This is a genomic window from Streptomyces violascens (assembly GCF_014649955.1).
Lineage (GTDB): Bacteria > Actinomycetota > Actinomycetes > Streptomycetales > Streptomycetaceae > Streptomyces > Streptomyces violascens.
In genome coordinates, this window is sequence record NZ_BMUA01000027.1 from 44,076 (window position 1) to 60,995 (window position 16,920).

At 71.4% G+C, this 16,920-nt stretch carries 16 protein-coding genes and 1 pseudogene; 9 read left to right on the forward strand and 8 right to left on the reverse strand.

All coding sequences use genetic code 11. From position 1 onward, the window contains the following. Positions 1-20 precede the first annotated feature (20 nt). The 5 genes from IE206_RS34360 (at position 21) to IE206_RS34380 (ending at position 3,740) form a co-directional block, all read left to right on the forward strand. Positions 21-416 (forward strand): DUF3307 domain-containing protein, encoded by a 396-nt coding sequence (locus tag IE206_RS34360; protein WP_189969243.1) that lies wholly within the window; start codon positions 21-23, stop codon positions 414-416. 124 nt (positions 417-540) lie between these two features. Then, entirely contained in the window at positions 541-1,080 is a 540-nt protein-coding gene (locus IE206_RS34365) for an HD domain-containing protein (protein ID WP_189969245.1), read from the forward strand. After that, on the forward strand, positions 1,077-2,159 hold the full coding sequence (locus tag IE206_RS34370; RefSeq protein WP_189969247.1) for a hypothetical protein: 1,083 nt from the start codon (positions 1,077-1,079) through the stop codon (positions 2,157-2,159). Before IE206_RS34365 ends, IE206_RS34370 begins: the two co-directional genes overlap by 4 nt. A 397-nt stretch (positions 2,160-2,556) precedes the next feature. Beyond that, entirely contained in the window at positions 2,557-3,006 is a 450-nt protein-coding gene (locus IE206_RS34375) for a hypothetical protein (RefSeq protein ID WP_189969249.1), read from the forward strand. Positions 3,007-3,086: 80 nt separating this feature from the next. Beyond that, positions 3,087-3,740 carry a hypothetical protein gene (locus tag IE206_RS34380; protein WP_189969333.1) on the forward strand — a complete coding sequence of 218 codons (654 nt, stop codon included), beginning with the start codon at positions 3,087-3,089 and terminating at the stop codon, positions 3,738-3,740. 195 nt (positions 3,741-3,935) lie between these two features. Here IE206_RS34380 and IE206_RS43670 read toward each other — a convergent pair. The 4 genes and pseudogenes from IE206_RS43670 to IE206_RS34400 form a co-directional block, all read right to left on the reverse strand. Next, a pseudogene (locus tag IE206_RS43670) lies at positions 3,936-4,325 on the reverse strand (GNAT family N-acetyltransferase); the annotation flags it as partial. After that, complete coding sequence (locus IE206_RS34390) at positions 4,310-4,537, reverse strand: hypothetical protein (protein ID WP_189969251.1); 228 nt, start codon at positions 4,535-4,537, stop codon at positions 4,310-4,312. The gene IE206_RS34390 and the pseudogene IE206_RS43670, both read right to left, overlap by 16 nt. 199 nt (positions 4,538-4,736) lie before the next feature. After that, on the reverse strand, positions 4,737-5,210 hold the full coding sequence (locus IE206_RS34395; protein ID WP_189969253.1) for a hypothetical protein: 474 nt from the start codon (positions 5,208-5,210) through the stop codon (positions 4,737-4,739). A gap of 12 nt (positions 5,211-5,222) precedes the next feature. Continuing rightward, positions 5,223-6,467, reverse strand: a complete 1,245-nt coding sequence (locus IE206_RS34400) for a helix-turn-helix domain-containing protein (RefSeq protein WP_189969255.1) — start codon at positions 6,465-6,467, stop codon at positions 5,223-5,225. Between the two features lie 461 nt (positions 6,468-6,928). Between IE206_RS34400 and IE206_RS34405 the strand changes: the two genes are divergently transcribed. Then, a complete protein-coding gene (locus IE206_RS34405) occupies positions 6,929-7,117 on the forward strand; it encodes a hypothetical protein (RefSeq protein ID WP_189969257.1) in 189 nt (62 codons plus the stop codon). Between the two features lie 393 nt (positions 7,118-7,510). Beyond that, entirely contained in the window at positions 7,511-7,702 is a 192-nt protein-coding gene (locus tag IE206_RS34410; protein ID WP_189969259.1) for a hypothetical protein, read from the forward strand. A gap of 369 nt (positions 7,703-8,071) precedes the next feature. Here IE206_RS34410 and IE206_RS34415 read toward each other — a convergent pair whose 3' ends face one another. From IE206_RS34415 to IE206_RS34425, 3 genes are all read right to left on the reverse strand, one after another. Further along, positions 8,072-9,307, reverse strand: a complete 1,236-nt coding sequence (locus IE206_RS34415; RefSeq protein WP_189969261.1) for a hypothetical protein — start codon at positions 9,305-9,307, stop codon at positions 8,072-8,074. Next, complete coding sequence (locus IE206_RS34420) at positions 9,304-13,545, reverse strand: DEAD/DEAH box helicase (RefSeq protein ID WP_229853283.1); 4,242 nt, start codon at positions 13,543-13,545, stop codon at positions 9,304-9,306. The genes IE206_RS34415 and IE206_RS34420 overlap by 4 nt, the downstream gene beginning before the upstream one ends. A 477-nt stretch (positions 13,546-14,022) precedes the next feature. Then, a complete protein-coding gene (locus tag IE206_RS34425; protein ID WP_189969263.1) occupies positions 14,023-14,277 on the reverse strand; it encodes a hypothetical protein in 255 nt (84 codons plus the stop codon). A gap of 114 nt (positions 14,278-14,391) precedes the next feature. Here IE206_RS34425 and IE206_RS34430 point away from each other — a divergent pair, with 114 nt between their 5' ends. Together IE206_RS34430 and IE206_RS34435 are read left to right on the forward strand one after the other, a co-directional pair. Beyond that, the gene (locus tag IE206_RS34430) at positions 14,392-14,922 is read left to right on the forward strand and encodes a hypothetical protein (RefSeq protein ID WP_189969266.1); all 531 of its coding nucleotides are present in this window, start codon (positions 14,392-14,394) and stop codon (positions 14,920-14,922) included. A gap of 145 nt (positions 14,923-15,067) precedes the next feature. Then, the gene (locus tag IE206_RS34435) at positions 15,068-15,904 is read left to right on the forward strand and encodes a hypothetical protein (protein WP_189969268.1); all 837 of its coding nucleotides are present in this window, start codon (positions 15,068-15,070) and stop codon (positions 15,902-15,904) included. Between the two features lie 125 nt (positions 15,905-16,029). Here IE206_RS34435 and IE206_RS34440 read toward each other — a convergent pair whose 3' ends face one another. Further along, entirely contained in the window at positions 16,030-16,707 is a 678-nt protein-coding gene (locus tag IE206_RS34440) for a hypothetical protein (RefSeq protein ID WP_189969270.1), read from the reverse strand. Positions 16,708-16,920: the final 213 nt, after the last annotated feature.

Sequence of the window (16,920 nt, forward strand, 5' to 3'; positions counted from 1 at the left end):
AGCCGTGGAGGAACTTGCTCATGTTCGCCACCGTGTTCGTTCTGCTGTACGTCGCACATCTGCTCTCCGACTATGCCCTGCAGAGCGATCACCAGGCCGAGCACAAGGCCGAGCGCGGCGTCACCGGATGGTGTGCCAACCTGTCCCACGCCGCGACGCACGTGCTGGTCTCGGCGGTGCTGCTGTCCCTGGGGACGGTGGTGCTGGACCTGCCGTTGAGTGCTCCGGTCACGGCCGTCTCCCTGGCGTGGGTCGGTGCCTCGCACGCGTTTCTGGACCGCCGGTGGCCGGTCCTGTGGTGGATGGAGCACGTCGGCCGGGCGCCGAAGTACGCGGCCGGCGGCGGTGCGGCCTTCGTGGACCAGGCCGGCCACGTCACCGCGCTCGTCCTGGCCGCCCTCGCGGCCGCCGCCTGACCGGCACCACTACCGGACACCGTGACTGGCGCTGCCCGGCGTGCGGCAGGGTGTTTCCCAACCAACCAGGCCGTGTTTCGGCTGTTGTCGAGGCCGGGCGCCGCCCGGTGAAGGAGGAAATGGCATGAGGTCCGTCAGCGAGGTCGCCGCCCTGGCCGAGAGCGCCCACTCCGGTCAGGTCGACAAGATCGGTGTCGCCTACTTCGGTCACGTTCGCGCGGTGGCCGACGGCCTCGAACCGTTCGGTGACGAACTGGTCATGGCGGGGCTGCTGCACGACGTGCTGGAGGACACCGACTGGACCGCCGAAAAGCTGTTGGGCAGCGGCATCCCGGCGCGGGTCGTCGAGATCGTCGAGGTGGTGACCAACCAGGCGGGCATGACGTACGAAGAGAAGATCCGGCGGATCACCGCCGACCCGCAGGCCACACTCGTGAAGATTTCCGACAATGCGCACAACTCCCGCGCGGACCGTGCGGCTCAACTGCCCGCCGACAAGCGTGAACGGCTCGCCGGAAAGTACCGCGCCGCGCGGGCCGCGCTGTGGCCGGCGGCTGACCCCCGGGACGTCGAGGCCATCGTGCGCATCGTCAATCCGGCGCTGCTCGCCGAACTCGCCGCGCAGCGCGGCACGGTGTCGGTTCCGGCGGAGGGATCTGCGTGAGCCAGGATCCCCAGCCCGGCACTCCGCACGATCCGGTCGGTGAGGTTCTCCGGCTGCTGAGCTCGGCGGCCGGTCCGGCCAATCCCATGGTGCTGCTGGACGGGCCTCCGCTGTCCGGGGTGTCGCGGACCGTGTACGAGGCCCTGCAGACCCGTCTCCCGCACGCGCGCCTGTATCAGCTGACCGCCTGCGAACTCGCCGATGCCTGCACCCGGCCGGACGTCTCGGGCCTGTTCGGGACGGGCCATCAGTACGTGGTGTGGCTCGATGGCCTGTCGCCGGCTGATCTCGTCCTGCTCGGGCAGGGCGTACTCGACCAGGTGCTTCCCCGCGCGGTGGTGATGGCCAGCGTGAACTCGGTCTGGTACGAGCGGATCCTGCAGGACCGGTCGGCCGTCACCGCGCCTGCGCGGACGGTCTTGTTGGAGTACGCGCAGCGTGTCTCGGTCCCGTTCACCATGACAGCGCGCGAGCGGTCCTATCTGCGGGAGAACGGCTACCCCGTCGGCAAGGGGCTCGCCGAGTCGCTCGTCGGTGGAGAGAACCTGGTCAAGCGCTATCGCCGGGCCGCCCGTGCGAACCCCGACGGACATCTGCTGGTCCAGGCGGCCGTGGATGTACGGCGCTGCGGTATCCACCGCCCGTTGTCCGAAGACGAGTTGCACCGTCTGTGGCACGCGCGGAGCGCCGACGGCTCCGATGCGCGGTTCCAGCGGGCGCTGGAATGGGCCAGCGCCGCGCCCGAGGACGCCTCGACGGGTCTTCTCTTCCCTTCGGCGAGCGGCCCGTCGCGCCCGCCGGGAGCCTGGCGGGTGCTCGGCTATGCCGCCGGTGCCGATGACGGCGATCACGGGCACAAGGCCCGCCCGCTCGACCAGCGCGCCTGGGAGCAGGTGCAGAGGCTTCTGGTGGACGCCGGCGACCAGTACGCCCTGGGCATCGCGGCGCATCTGCACGGCCGGGACACCATCGCGCGCGCCGCTCTCACCAACGTGGTGGACCATGCCGGCCCGGAGCATCCCCTCGCGGCTGCGGCGGCTTCAGCACTTCGGTCGCTGGACACGGAGGATTGCGACTAGACCGCGGCACCCGGCCGGCGACCGAACGGCGGTTGGGTATCTCACCGGGCCCTGCGCCACGTGGCTCGATCGTCCCGACTCATCTGTCCGGCATCGAGCATGCTGGCAGATGGCACTGGCTGAAGGGGCCGAGCTGCTCGCGGCGGCAAGCCCCCTGCCACCTGACCGGGCACGGCACCTCAGCGCGGTTTGGCTCCCCCGGCCTCCGGCGACGAGGATGCGCCAGATCGTCAGGGGGGCGGAGGAGCCGACTACCCTGACCCCCACAGCTGCCCACGGACACCCCGGGCGACAGGAGGATCCCGATGCGCACGCCACACCCGGCGCCCGATCATCCAGCACCGGACTATGTAGGCGAGTCCCTCGGGATCGTCTACACCATCCAGCGAGGCGCAGCGTGAGCATCCCGTATCGCAGCACCACCACGACCCTGCCCGACAGGACCAAGGCGGTCGTGCACTCCTACAGCCTCACCTGGGACAAAGCCACGCTGTGGGGCAACGGCGGCCTCGCCAACCTCGGCGCCACGGTCATCGAGTACCTGCGCAGCTCCGGCAGTTGCCTCGCCATCCAGCACGAGGACCTGGGCGTCATCGTCACCCCACACCGCGCCGGGGGAAACGAGCTCACCGCCCGGGTGCTGTGCACCGATCCGGCCTGCTACACCGCCGCCGAACGCGACGAGCAGGAGTTCTCCTTGGTCCCGCACCCCGACGCGCCCACGGCCCGCGCCTGGGCCACCCGGCGAGCCGCCGCCGGCGAGTGGCAGCTCCAGGTCTGGCGAGAATCAATCGCGCACTACTACCCGGGGCCCGCGGTACCGCTCCGGTCACCCGAAGACCGGTGAGACACGAGCGGGACCTTGCCCGGTCTGGCGTGCCCGCCGACCTTCGTGCTCGCTGGCGGGATCTCCCGCGCCACGCCCGCGTGCTGCAGAGCCGCTTCAGTCGCCGTCGAACCGTCAGCCGCCCGCGCGCGGCCGTCGGCGCGCTGATGTGGATGATGCTGCTGTTCGTGTGGCAGAGCAGCGGCAGGCTGCTGTCCCATGGCAGCGCGGTTCTGACCGTGTCGGGACCGCGTCTCAGCTGGCCCCGCCGCTTCGCGTTCGGTGCTGCCTTTCTCCCCTTCTCCCTCCTGCTGGCCTTGCTCGCCCTGGGCCTGGACCCCGTCCTGGCACCCGTTGCGGCGGCCTGTGGTGTGCCCGGAGGGCTGGCAGATCACGCCGGAATGTTCCTGCTCGGTCTGCTGATTCTGGCCAACCTGATCCGGGGTGGGCTGCGCATGGGGCCCTCCCTCGCGGTGACCCGGTGTCGCATCGCCCGCTGCCGCACCGGCGGCATCTGGTGGGAGGTCGGTCAATTCGCCGCTGCCGAGGGCGACTCGCTCTCCGCCGGCCGCCTTGTACGCCTCGCGCTGAGCCATGCGGACGCCCAGGGCATCGGCCTGGTGGCCGCCGCCCGCAACGAACAACTCGCCCGCGCCTACCGGCGACGGGGCTTCCTGCCGGACCCGCAGTATCCGCCCGCCCTGGTCAGGAAGCCCGCTCGTGCGGGCGAGGAGCATCGGTGTCTGGTGCGCTAGACCTGGGGGCTCCGATGGGCGACTGCCGAGTACGTCTGCGGCCCGCCCTCGGGAAGGAGTGCGGTCCAAGAGCAGCACGGCGTACAGCGGGGAGTCAGGGAAGGGCTGGCGCTCGCCGACTTTGCGGTAGGCCCAGCTTTCGTACATCGCCTGAAGGCGGGGGCGTTTGGTGTCGACGGTGAGCACGGCCAGGGCCTCGGGCCGGTCGTCGAGCAGGGCCGCATGGAGACGTTCGCCCAGGCCTTGCTTGCGCCACCTCGGCCTGACCATCAGCTCTGACAGGGAGAAGGTGGACGGATCGACGGGTGCTTCGGTCAGGTACTCTCGCCACCACTCGCGGCCCGGTTCGCCTGGTGCGCCATAGGTGAAGCCGACCGGTTCGTCTCCGTCGTAGGCGATCACGCAGGCGAATCCCTTGCGTTGTCCCCAGTGGTCCACGAACCAGGGGAAGCGCTGGACGAATTCCTCGTGCTTGCGGTCCGCGTAGGCGTCGGCGTGGACATCGAGGAGGGCCTGTCGGATGCCGGGCAGATCGTCGTGGGCGAAGTGGCGTAGCTGGATTGCCGTGGTCACGCAGGGCTCCATTCGGATCGGTAATGGTCGGCCCACTCCCGCGCCGCCCGGGCGGACGGCGCGAGCGTGAGGAGATCGCGGTAGAAGTCCCCCCAGCAGTACCCGCAGGCGGCCCCGGGCAGGGGACTGCCGGACATCAGCCCGAACACGTCCTCGGTCGTCGCGCAGGCCTGCTCCACGTCGCCTTGATGAAGTTGTGCAAGGGCGAGGTCCACGGTTGTCATGGCGCGGTTGCGCCGGTACTCGCGTGGGAGTGCGGCCAGTGCTCTGTGTGGGGCGGCCTCTGCCTGTGCCGGCTGATCCGCCGGGTTCCCGGCGGCTATCCCCCGTCCTGCGAGCAGACGGGGATGATTCCCGTCGCCGACCTGGAGACGGATCTCGCGTAAAAGTTCACGGTGGGGCCGGGCTCGTCATGGCACGGGGTCAGCGGGTGGCGCCCTCCGGCCACAGGACGCGTACAGGGATGCCGGTCCGCTCGGCGTAGGCAACTACGTCCGCCGTCCCGCCGTGCCCCCGTGCCGGTTTCCTGTCCCATACGGCGAGCAGCTCGTCTACGACGCCCACCAGGACTTCGCTGCCTGCCATGTGCGCGGCGCTGTCCGACGCCGTCAGTCCTGTCTCGTGGACGTCGGTGGCCTGCCGCTTCAGCCGGTCGTACGTGGCGTGGTGCCAGCCGGGCAGGCCCTGGCGGTACTCGGCTGCCGGGACGACGACTTCAAGGCGCCCGCCATGCGCGAGAACCGCCTCGGCAAGCCAGGTGTCAGGACCGTCCGCGATGCAGGAGACGGCCGTCAGGTCGGCGGGGTCGTAGGTACGCACGGCCTGTTCTAGGAGTGCTCGCACGTCCCGTTCCACGTCGGCGCTGAGTCCGCGGTGGCCGGTGATCCCTACACGCATGCCGTGGTCCTCCTACAGGTAGACGCCGTGCAATCGCTCGTCGAAGTCGCGCACCACTTTGGGCGGCGCGCTGGTCGTGAGGGTACGGCGCACTGCCCGCGCCCTCTCCACGATCCGCCCGGACCGGTACCTCAGCCCGGTGTCGAGTGCCCGACTGGCGAGCGCGAACGCAGCCTCGACCTTTCCGCTGGCGAGATGTCCGGCGGCGATGTCGAGGACCAGCAGAGCGCGTTGCTTGGCGTGCCCGGTGGTGAGGGCTTCGACGTCATCGCCGAGTACCCATTCCGGCAGGCCCAGACGGGCGCCGCACGTGACTCGGCATGCCGCCACTTTCACCGGATTGAAGGTGAACACCCAGGGCCACGGGGGCGGTTCCTGCGGCAGCTCCTCGGCCGCTGCTCGGGATGCGGTCAGTGCCTTGTCGGCACCCCGCCGGTCACCGGCTGCCGCGTGCGCGAGGGCTTCGACAGACGACAGCCAGGCATCGGCCACGGCCGGACACCGCGCGCCCATCGCCCGCCGTGCCCTGCGGGCGAGGTTGAGCGCCTGCACGCCGTTTCCTGCGTGCGCCTCGAACTGGGCGAGACTGCCGCCCTGATAGGCGGTCAGGAGCGGGTCGCCTGCCGCGCGTGCGGCCTTGATCGCCGAGCCGTACCAGGCTCGGGCCGACCCGTGGTCGCCCATGTCCCATGCCAGCCACCCGGCGAGGCTCGCAGCCTCGCTTCCGACGGAGGCCAGACGCGGGCGTTCGGATTCCGGGGCGTCGCGGGTGATGGACTGGATCAGCCGCATATGGGCGTGTGCCGACTCGGCCAGATCGCGGGAAGGCGTCGAGCCGTCCAGGCGCCTGAACGCGGTGGTGGACAGGCGCAGAGCTGCGGCCTGCCCGGTAGGGCCGTCCGCAGCCGCGTCGGGAAGTGCGGCCAGTACCGGGGCCGCGGCCACAGCCACCACCCCGCCCAGGAGTTTTCGTCGTTCCACGTCGTCGTCACCGTTCGCCTGCACCTGCGGGCGACTGTCCGCGAGCCCCACCAGCGCCGGCGGGATGCCCAGATGTGCGGACGCCGCTGCCAGGATGTCCGTGCTGTATGCGCTCGTGCCGCGGTTCTCCAGACGGGAGACAGCGGACTGGGAAAACCCGAGGGCCTGCCCCAACGCGGTCTGCGTCATCCGCCGTTCGATACGGAACAGCTCGATAACGCGTCCGTAGTCCCCGCCCCGGGAGGCATCCCGGATCAGCCCTGTCTGGAAGTCCACGGCATACCCCCACGCTACGAGTCATCGCGGCCCCGAGCGCCTACCCGTACCCGCTGAGCGCATATCCATATGCGGGTGCCGCATGCGTGATGGTCCCACAGCACTCGGTGATCGTTGACTAGAGGTCAGCGCCCAACTCGGCAGCTCCAGACCCCAGTTGATGCGCCTGAGGGTTTCATCCCGTGCCCCCGTGAGGGACGGAGCCCCACTCCCCAGACGACCGAGGCGGCGGCGATGACCATGACGCAGCGCAGCACTCCACCCCCAAACCACCGGGGTCTTGTAGACGCTCCGGCGATCCATGAGCACCAGTTGAGCCCGGCGCAGAGGGCAGGCCGTTCGTGTTGCTGGTGTTCCGGCTGGGCGAGCGACCGGTTCCCGGTGCCGATACTGCGCGGTTCGGCGGTGCTGCGCTCGTGCGAGTCGTGTGCGGGCCTGTACGGCGTTGCGGCGGTGGACCGTTGAACGGGAACCGTCCCGAGCCGGGTGAGGGGTTCCCGGCCGCGCTGGACGGCTGGACGGCCGCTGACTGGCAGGCCTACCGCGCCCGTGTAGCAGCCGGTGAAGGGTCGGCGGCCGTCGTGGACTCGATCAGTACCCGGCGGCGTGCGGCCAGCAGGGCCAAACCCGGCCCGCAGGCCGCGTCGTGAAGCCGTTGTGCCGCCGAGGCGGTGCCGTCGCGCCCGGGGCTCGCCGTGCTGGGCCTGGCTCCGCCCGCACTGACTGTCGGCCCGCAGCTCGTGGACGCCCACGCCGCGCCGGGCGAAGTCTCCCGCGGACGCCCCAACGCGCGGGGGTGCGTCGCGGGCTGGACAGGTGGGCAGGCAGGTTCGGGAAGATCGACGGTGACGACGAGGTGGCGGTCGGGCAGGCCCCGGACGGGGACCGCCCTGTGACCCCGGCGGCGCGGTGCCCCCCGTGAAGCCCGCGCTGCCGGTCGAACTCCTTTGCGCCCCCAGGGGTTGCCTTCGGCTGATGGTTGTTCATGTGCCCAGAAACAGCGGACGGTTCCGATCCGCATGGCATGTTCATAGGCTTGTTTCATGCCCCACACCCACCAGCACCGACAGCACCCTCTTGCTCTGGCCGGCCATGCCGGGGCCCTGACGCTCGCCGCGACGGTGCTCGCTACTGACTGGGAGGCGAGTCCGGTGGCCGAGTGGTCCCTGGTCGCCGCTCTGGTGATCATGATGTTCGCCGGAACGGCCCTGTCAGTCCGCGCCCGCAAGAGCTGACCGGCTGTACGCGACGCCCCCTGGCCATACGACGTACTGTGCCCACCACCTGATGATCTTTGCGCCGGGGCCCGGAGGGCGCGAGCACCGTCGTCGTTGAGCGTGCCCGTCAGGGCTGGCCGCTGGAGTTCCGGCTACGGCGTGAGTGGTCGGCCCGCCCCGGTTAGCAGCCAGGGCGGGGTCGACCTCCCTCGGCTATGAGGCCGAGGCTCCATCGTGTCCGCTGCCACGAACAGGATGGTCGCCGCCTTCTGGAACCACCAGGTGGCGGCTGCGCGCCGTGCGCCCTTGGCAGTGGGCGGCGGCAACGCTCCGGCCTTACCAGGGCCGGGTCCAGGAATCGTAGTCGGTGTCGAGCGGGCGCGTCTTCTAGCCGCTGCGTCGGCGCGGGCGAGCTGCGGTTCGTGCGGCGCGATATGCCTGGGCCGGGTCGGCCGAGGGGCCGGCGACGGGTTGCCAGGCACCGTACGGGGCCCGGTAGGGGTACCAGCGTCCGTCGGGCCCGTAGCGCAGTTGGATGCCGGCGGCGGTGTCGGTGATTCGGTTGTCCTCGCACTCGACGATGGCCATGGGTGCCGGCCGCAGGGGCTGGATGTCGGCTTGGGCGCGGGCGAGGACGTCGTGGTCGACGGCGAAGGGTTCGAGGTAGGCAGCGGCGCCGGACGGGCCGCCGTAGGTGTGGGCGAGCGTGAGGTGGCCCATGGCGACGATGTCGAGGCCGAGGTGGTCCATGGCGGCCTGACGGAAGGGTGCGCCGTGCGGGAGGGCGATGAACCGGGCGAGGTCGCTGGCGGTGTCAGGGCAAAGCGGCGTGTCGTTCCCGGCCAGGAGGCTCTGGGCGCGGTGGGCGGCGTCTGCGGCCAGCGCGGTGAGCGCCTGGAGGTCCGGCAGTTGTGCCGGCGGCGGATCGAGGGCGCTGGTCAGTACCGGGTGCGCCTGTGTGAGGTCGAGGTCGGCCGGCTCGGGCATCGCGGCGGTGGGAGTCAGCGGAATGGTGGTGCGGGGCGGACGCGTCGGATCGGCCGGCGAGGCTGGTGACGGTTCGGGCGTCCGGGGCGGGGGTTGTCGGGGGACTGCCGTGCTGGGCGTGGTGCGCAGGCGGTTCTTCAGGTGCTGGTGGGGGCGGCCGCGCAGGGTGAACAGCGGGGCTGGGCTGGTGCGGAGCCGTTCGGCGAGAAGGAGTCCGGTGGCGACGGAGTGCGCGCACGGCGAGGAGGTAACCGGGTCGGGGGTGCAGGTGCATGTGTGGGAGATGTCCTGCGGTGGAGGGACCAGGGGGATACCGGCGGTGTGGGCGGGGTCGGCGAGGATGTCGCTGATGGCTGCCGTGCCGGCGATGCGTGCGGCATCGGGGTGGGCGGCGATCGAGTCCTCGATGCGGTCCCACTGCTGGGGGGAGAGTTCGTCGACCAGGAGACGGGGTCGGGCGACGCGGCCGTCGGGCAGGGGGAACTTACTGGTGGCGAAGCCCTGGTTGACGTTGAGCGAGGCGGTGCCGGTGGCGAGCAGGCGCCGTGCGGCGTCCAGGAGCGCGGCGTCGGCGGTTGCGGTGAGGGCCGCGGTCAGGGCGCGGGCCCAGCCGGCGGTGGTGTGCTGGATGCTCATCGGCGTGCTCCCAGGGTCACGAGGTCGGCGAGTTCACGGTCGGTGAGCTGGGTGAGGGCGTGGTCGCCGCCGGTGAGGACCGCGGACTGCAGGGCGCGCTTGTGGTGAAGGAGTTCGTCGATGCGGTCCTCGACGGTGTGCTCGGTGATCAGGCGGTGGACGGTGACGGTCTGGTGCTGGCCGATGCGGTGGGCGCGGTCGGTCGCCTGATCCTCGACGGCGGCGTTCCAGCTGCGGTCGTAGTGGATGACGTGGCCGGCGCGGGTGAGGTTCAGGCCTGTTCCGGCGGCCTTGAGCGACAGGATCATCACGGGGTGCCTGCCTGCTTGGAAGGCGTCGACCATGCGCTGCCGCTCGGGCAGGGGCGTTGCGCCGTGCAGGAAGAGCGGGTCGTAGCCCAGGTTGCCGAGGTGGGTGGTGAGCAGGTGGCCCATGGCGACGTAGCTGGTGAACACCAGGGCGGCCTCGCCGCGCAGCCGGATGGTCTCCACCAGTTCCGTCAGGGCCGCGGCCTTGGCCGAACGCGCGGTGAACGCGGCTGATTCGGCCGGGTGGGGCGGGGGTTCGCGCAGGTAGTGGGCGGGGTGGTTGGTGATCTGCTTCAGCGCGGTCAGCAGTTTGAAGACGAGGCCGTTGCGGGTGGTGCCGCTGCTTGCCTGGATCTGCTGGAGGGTTTCGCGTACGAGGGCTTCGTAGAGGCCGGCCTGCTCGGGCGTGAGCTGTACCAGGCGGGGCTGGTCGATTTTCGCGGGGAGTTCCGGGGCGATCCCGGGGTCGGTCTTGCGTCGCCGCAGGAGGAACGGGCCGATGACGCGGCCGAGTTCGGTGGCCTCGGGGCCGCCCGGGTCCTTCTCCGCCGCGTTCGCCCACCGGGTCCGGAAGGCTTGCAGTTTCCCGAACAGGGACGGGTTGGCCCAGTCGAGCAGGGCCCACAGCTCGGAGAGGTTGTTCTCGACGGGGGTGCCGGTCAGGGCCAGGCGCGTGGTGGAGGGCAGGGTGCGCAGCTGCCGGGCGGTGGCGGAGGAGGGGTTCTTTCCGTGCTGGGCTTCATCCGCTACGACCAGTGCCCAGGTTCGGGTGGCGAGGCGGGCTTTGTCCCGGCGCAGGACGCCGTAGGTGGTGACCACCACCGTGGTGTCGGTGACCGCGTCCAGGGTGCGTTCGGGCCCGTGGTAGGCGAGGACGGGCAGGTTCGGGGTGAACCGGGCTGCTTCGCGGCACCAGTTGGTGACCAGGGAGGCCGGGCAGATCACCAGGGTGGGGCCGAGGGTGTGCTGCTGGTGGTGGAGGGTGAAAGCGAGCGCGGTGAGGGTTTTTCCCAGGCCCATTTCGTCGGCGAGGACGGCGCCGAATCCGAGGCGGGTGGTGTGCGCGAGCCAGGTCAGGGCCCGCTGCTGGTAGCCGCGCAGTGTCGCGCGCAGCCCGGGCGGGGCAGGCAGCGGGGTGTGGTGGTGTTCGCCGCTGTGCAGCACGCCGATCATGTCGGCGAGCTTCCCGGCGGGCCGGCAGGGGACGACGGCGTCGTCGACGGTGACGGTGCCGGTCAGGGCCGCGGTCAGCGCTTGCGTCCCGGGCAACTGTCCCAGCAGGCGGTGGCGGGCGCGACGGCGCAGGACGGGGTCGGCCAGGACCCACTGCCCGCGTACCCGTACCAGGGGCCGGGCCGCCTCGGCCAGGGCGTCCATTTCTTCCTCGCTCAACACCGTCCCGTTCAGGGCTACTTGCCACCTGAAGTCGAGCAGCGCGGTCACGCTGAACCGCGGCGGCTCCCCCGGGGCGGCCGGCTGGCCGCCGGTGCGGTCGCGGGGGTCGGGGTCGGTGCCGATGATCGCGGCGGTCTGCAGGGCGGTGCGCAGCCGCTCTGGCCACACCACCCGCACGCCCGCGTCGGCGAGTTCCCTCTCCTGCTCCAGCAGCATCTCGATCGCCTCGGCGGGCAGCGTGCAGCGCCGCGGGTTGTCCTGGCCGGCGAGTACGGCCAGGGCCGGGCACCGGCGCGCGGCCCGGCGCAGGGCGCGCCGCACCTGCGGCCGTACCGCGGCCGCTCCCTCACCGGCCAGGCGTGCCGCTCCCGACCAGACCTGGCTGGCGGCCACCGGGCCCTCGGAATCGGTGTCCGTGTCGGCGGGGGCCAGGCAGAGGTCGGCGGTGAGGCGGCCCGCGGCGGCCTGGTCGTCGCTCGGGTGCGCGATGTGCAGGAGCAGCAGCGGGGCCGGGCCGCCGTCGACCTGGTCCTCCACCCGGTCCAGCCATCCGCGCACCGCGCGTTCGTCAGCGGCCTCCAGTGGCTGCGCGCGGCTCGCCGTCCAGGGGGTGGCGTCGAAGAGGGCGGCGGCCGGGGTGCGCAGGAGTGCGTCGGCGATCGCGTCGCAGCAGGCGGTGAGTATCTGGCGGGCCGGCACCGGGTGGGGCACCGCGTCGGGGGGCGCGGCGGCGGCGAGGGAGGTCAGTGCGTCCTCGGCGGTCGGCGGGATCGGGCCGACGCGCCACACCGCCTCGCCGCTGTCGGTGAGGGCGGGGTAGACGAGTCGGGCGGCGATGAGCTGCAGGGCGATGTGCAGGGCCCGCTGCCAGAACACCACCGTCGAGCTCGCGCCGCTGTGCGTTTGGTGCAGGAGAGGCAGGCCGTCCAGGAGCGGTACCCGCCAGCCGGCGGTGCCGTCCGGGCGGTGTCCGGCGGTGAGCGGGTCGGGCAGGCCTGTCATCGGCAGGCTCCGCCGTCCGCTGTCCTGCACCCACCAGGCGGCAGGCTGGCCGGCCCCGGCGGGTACGAACACGACCGCGCAGCCGCAGGTGATGGCGTCCAGCAGCAGGGCGGGCGCCGGCCTGTCCCCCACCTCCAGCACGGGACGCTCCGGATCCCGCACGGCGGCCGGGGCGGGCGGCGGTGCGGCGGCAGCCTGTTCCAACTTCCTTGGAGGCAGGTCGGCGCCGGGGCGGCCGGGAGCGTCGGCGGGTGTGGGGGTGGTGTGGCCGATGGAGCTGAGCTTGCGGAGCAGCTTCAGTGCCGCCGCCCGGCGTGCCGTGCTCTTGTCCGGGCCAGCGGCGGTCGCCGTGACCTGGGTGTCGGTGTCCCGGTGCCGGCAGGTGTAGGTGCACTCTGTGCGTGAGTCCCTCGTGCGCAGGATGGACTCGGGTTTGGTGATGGTCTCGAGCTGGTGGTGTTTGTTGAGGAACTTGACCGGGTCCTGGCCCTGCCCGGGGATCGTGATCTTGGGAGGCTTCGACGGCTTGTCCTCGATCATGCCGGTGGGTTCGGGCAGGCCGGCCAGCTGGGCGAGCAGCGCGCAGGCGGCCAAGTGCCGGGCCGCTTTGCGAGTGTCCGAGGACCGTGTCGGGCCGGTCGATGTCCCCGTCCCTGTCCGGAGTTGGGCCCGGACGTGGTGGCGGCCCTGCGTGTCGGCCGGTTCTTCCTGGTAGGTCAGGCCGTGGTCCTCGCCGTGGTGTTCGGCGTGCCAGTGCAGCATCCGGGCCGGGGCCGGGGGCATCAGCGCGGCTCGTTGGAGTGCCGCCGTCCGTACGGCTGTCCATGCCTGTCCGCGGGCGGCCAGGAGCAGGAGGTAGATGTCGCGGTGGCGCAGCCGTCCGGCGTGGGCGCGGTGCAGCGCCTCCTCCTCGACCTCGGGTCCCGGTCCTTGCCCGGCTTCGATGTCTCGGCGCAGGTACTGGGCGAAGACTTCCGACGGCATGCCCGGCAGGATCAGGCGCTCCGCGGCCCCGCCGGCGGCCTGCCGCTCTCCGGGCAGCGCGGCACCGGCCAGGCGGGCCAACAGGGCGAGCGCCGCACGGTCTTTGGCCTCGCGGCGGGTGGGGGCGCTCTGCGCGGGACCGGTGACCTGGGATCCGGCGGGACCGACCACGGCGGCGATCGTGACCCCAGGGGCTGCTCCCTCAGAGGCGAGCTCGTCGAAGCGGGGTGGCGGCCACACCTCGACCTGGGTGTGGGTGGCCAGGACCTGCCGGGCGGTTTCGAAGTTGCCGGCCAGTCCATCCATGACGGCCTGCCGTGCGGGTGCCCAGCCCGGAGCGTCTGTCGTGGCCAGCAGGACCAGCCGCATGTCGCGCACGCTCAGCAGGCCGGCACGGCTGCGCCGCACCACGTCGTGAGCCATCAAGGCGTGGCCGGCGTCCGATCCGGCGAGGTCCTTGAGCGCCTCGTGCCACTGGTCCGGGTCCAGCGCCGCTATGTCCTGGCCCTCCCGGATCACCTGCGTACCGGCTGCTGCCGTGAAACTCAACTCCCGCTCCCCCTCACACGAGCCGCTGGCATCAGGGCCATACGGCGGTCACTGACGGCAGGACTTGCTCACAGTAAGGGAGGCCACCGACATGTCCACGGCTGTGACTCGCCACACCGTGCCGCGGACCGGCCGGAGGAGTTGACTGATGCCCAGGGCGTGTTACTACCTGTTCCCGAACCTTTTGGGGGCGGCTCCACCGCACTGGCCGACGAAGATGGTCGGCTGCCACGTTGCCCACGGCCAGCCAGGGTCGGGGACATGCTGTTCGCGAACAACATGTCCGCCGCCCCGTCCGTCACGGTCACGGTTCCCAGACCGGCAGAACTCCGGGATGAACCTCCCTGGTGCTCCCTGGTTATTGGTGTCCCGTCTCCCTGTCATTGCCGCTGTCTCAGTACGCCGACGAGACTGCCCCGAAGCCTCTGGGCGGCGTCTGGATGAGAGTCCTGCTTCGTCGGCAGCCCGCCGGGTTACTCAGGTGGTGCGGTCGGCTGCTCGCGCGTTCCTCTTGGCGGCGGCTGCCGCGTCCGCTGCCGCTGGATCCAGGAACTGGCGGACGGCCTCGCGGCTTTTGCCGGTGGCTCGGATGATGTCGGCCTGGCTGCGGCCCGAGTCCAGGGCTGCTTGGAGCCGTTGCGCTCGGCGCGTGCGCAGCTCGGCGGTCGCCTTGGCGAGCTCGGTGTCGTAGTCGGTGAGGACTTTCCGGATCTCGTCATCGCTCATGGGCATACCCAGAGGCTACCACCCAGTCTAGGCCTAGACTGACTTGACAATGCCAAGACCGTCTAGGCATCCTGGGGTCCTGAGGGAGCGGGGAGCCCGCACCGCCGAGAGGAGCCCACGATGGACATCACCCAGGCCGAGGCCGCCGCCATCAACCGCAGCAAGGTCGTCATCGCCCGCGGCCACCTCGCTGGCTACAAGGGCTTCGCCATCGGCTACGGCTCCGCCTACGACAGCGTCCGCATCTACCTCACCGACGACAACGGAGACATCTTCGACAAGGTCAGCGTCTGCCGGTCGCAGGTAGACCTCGTGACCACTCCCGAGACGATCGACAAGGACAAGGAAGAGGCCCGGCAGGCAACCGCCCGCGGCGCGTCCGGTCACACACCCGACCCCAACGCCAGGCGGAAGACCCCTGAAGCCGCCGACAACACCGAGAACGTGCCCACCGCAACCGAAGACGCCGCCGGGCCTGCCGTCTACCACGCCCCGTCCGGCCTCACCATCACTTCGACCATCGGCAACGGGCCCGAGGGACACGAGGTGGTCCGCAAGTCGGTGGAGGAACTGCGCAAGCACGGATACCTGCCCGCCGACACCGTCTACCCCGTCCCCGCGGAACTCGCCGTCGCCTTCCTCGCCCCGTAACCACCCAACACCAGTTGCCCCGCACTGCCTGCGGGGCAACTGGCCCGCAGACCAGATCACGAGCACACCCCGCCCCGGTAGCCACACCCGAACTGCACTCCGCGACCGCATCGCCCCCTGTCCGCCTCATCAAGGAGTCCTCAACTTGGGAACCCAGGCACCCACACCCGCCCTCGCCCTGGCCCTGACTGCGGTCGTCTCCCCTGGCGACCACTTCCTGCAGGACAGCCGCAGCAGGCCCGAACTCGCCCAGATGCTCACGCACTTCGACGCTCTCGGGCGCGGCGTGGCGACGGCCCTCAACGCCCGTGATGTCGAGGGCGGCTGGACCCACACCATCCATCCCGCCTACTGGGGCAACGTGACGGTGGGCCACCGCGACGGGATGAGCTTCGCCCTCCAGCACCACAGTCGTAGCCGCAAGGGCTCGGCCGGCCGGCGCCTGCGCGTCGAGGCCGGGTACCCGCACGGCTACTGCGGGTGGCGCGCCGAGCCGATCACCGTGTCGATGGACCGCGCGCCGGACGCCATCGCCGCCGACGTCCTGCGGCGGCTGATGCCCGCCTACCGCGACACCATCCGCGACGCGCTGGCAGACGCCCGCCAGCGTGAAGCGGAGCGCCAGGCGCGCAGCGCATTGAACGAGCGCATCGAGCAGCTCGTGCCGGGCCTTCACGGCATCGGTGGGCTGCGCCCCAGCAACGCTCCCTCCCGTGACACCTCGTACTGGCCCGGAAGCGCCTATGTGCCGGACGGCCAGGCCGCGTTGCCCGTCGGCGGGAGGGTGATCCTGAGCCGCGACGCGAGCGAGGTGGAGCTCCGCCTCACCCACGTGGCGCCCGCGCTCGCCCTGGAGCTCCTCGACTATCTGCGCCGCCGCGGCGTGGTCACGGGCCAGGCGCGGGCCCTCGACAAGCCGGCCCGCATCATCGCCGGCGAGCTGCTCCCCACCCCGCGTACGGCCGGTGGCGTGGCCCCGTAACGGGCGTAGTCCCTGCTGGTCGGGCGAGGCTGAACCACGCTGTGCCGCCCGGCAGTGGCGCCGACCCGCGGTATCGCTGCGTGGGGCCGGACCTCGTCTTGGGTGCGGCCGGAGCGCTGTTGTCGCTATGCGGCTGCTCGCTCCTGCTGAGATGTCCCTCGTCGCCATTCCCGGCAGCCGGTCCCCCGGCATGGCGGACGCCCAGCCGTTCCGCCTTCGTTGCCCCGGTACCCGCTCGGCGTGCTGCACTTTGGGTGTTCCTGCCCGAGGACGCACAGCGACCACCCGGCCTCGTCGAAGGCCTCGGCGAAGTCCAGGTCCCAGTTCGCCCGGCCGTAGACCTGGTGGAGCGTCACCCCAACCTCCTGCGCTGCCACCGGGACCGGCGTCTGGGCTGCCACCAGCTCCAGGACGCGGTTGCGCTGCTCGGCGGTGAACGCCTTCTCGGCCAGGGCCCGTCGGCGCTCCAGGCTCTCGGCGCTGTGTGCCTGCACGCAGGCGGGGCAGCGGCAGCCGACCCGGTACAGGGTCACCGCGGCGAATTTCTCGTGGTCGTAGTTGACGCGTACAGGCCGCTGGGCGATCCGGAGCAATTGCTTGCCGGTCCAGACGTGCTGACGGCCCCCACGTGCGTGGGGGCGCAGCCTGCTGCCCGGCAGGAATCCGTGGTTCACCAGGCCGCTGACGCTCGTGAGCGCCATGCCGAGCAGGGCAGCGACCCTGCGCACCGTGTAGACCTCGGCGGGGTCGATCTGGTCGGCGTACGGGGCCAGGGGATGGGGCTGGGTGGTGGTTCGGGACACCTCGGGCCGCCTTTCGGATCGCCCGCAGGCACATGGAACACGCGAGATCGTCACTGTCTTTGAGGCGGCACATGCGTCCCTGCCCGGCAGGGAGCAGGCACCGCTTCACCCCCGCAGCGGCGGGGAGCACTTCCCGAAAGGGGGAGAGCTTTGCACGTCCGGACCACCCCCGCGTCGGCGGGGAAACGGGTGCGTTCGACCTGCGCGACGGAG